This window comes from Vibrio sp. HI00D65 (assembly GCF_001635455.1).
GTDB lineage: Bacteria > Pseudomonadota > Gammaproteobacteria > Enterobacterales > Vibrionaceae > Vibrio.
In genome coordinates, this window is record NZ_LWEH01000321.1 from 1 (window position 1) to 901 (window position 901).

Genomic DNA, 901 nt, shown 5'->3' on the forward strand with positions numbered 1-901 from the left:
AACGGATAAAAGGTACTCCGGGGATAACAGGCTGATACCGCCCAAGAGTTCATATCGACGGCGGTGTTTGGCACCTCGATGTCGGCTCATCACATCCTGGGGCTGAAGTCGGTCCCAAGGGTATGGCTGTTCGCCATTTAAAGTGGTACGCGAGCTGGGTTTAGAACGTCGTGAGACAGTTCGGTCCCTATCTGCCGTGGGCGTTGGAAAATTGAAGGGAGCTGCTCCTAGTACGAGAGGACCGGAGTGGACGAACCTCTGGTGTTCGGGTTGTCATGCCAATGGCATTGCCCGGTAGCTAAGTTCGGAATCGATAACCGCTGAAAGCATCTAAGCGGGAAGCGAGCCCTGAGATGAGTTTTCCCTGGCGCTTTAAGCGTCCTAAAGGGTTGTTCAAGACTAGAACGTTGATAGGCAGGGTGTGTAAGCGCTGTGAGGCGTTGAGCTAACCTGTACTAATTGCCCGTGAGGCTTAACCATACAACACCCAAGGGGTTTTGATGGACTCAAAAATACAAACGCTTGAATGAGTTTGAAGAGACAAGACTTTTAATAAGCTTTCCAGATTATTTTGCCTTCAGTTTTTAAAAAAGCTGAAAGTAAAAGCAAAATTTGCTTGGCGACCATAGCATTGTGGACCCACCTGATTCCATGCCGAACTCAGAAGTGAAACACAATAGCGCCGATGGTAGTGTGGGGCTTCCCCATGTGAGAGTAGGACATCGCCAGGCTTTAATTTCGACTTTGAGGTTTAAAAAACTGAAAATAATACTAGAAACAGCACACAAGTAAGACTGATTTTAGTAACTATTTGTTGGACGTATGGCTGAGTGCTCCAAAGCACCATTCTTGAAAACCGGCAACCTTTAATAGCGGTTCTAGGGTTCAAATCCCTATCCCT

At 47.4% G+C, this 901-nt stretch carries 2 rRNA genes; both read left to right on the plus strand.

Annotated elements, in window-relative coordinates:
• A 23S ribosomal RNA gene (locus tag A3712_RS19565) occupies nt 1–480 on the plus strand; the annotation flags it as partial.
• A 135-nt stretch (nt 481–615) separates the two neighbouring features.
• A 5S ribosomal RNA gene (gene rrf / locus A3712_RS19570) occupies nt 616–731 on the plus strand.
• Nucleotides 732–901: the final 170 nt, after the last annotated feature.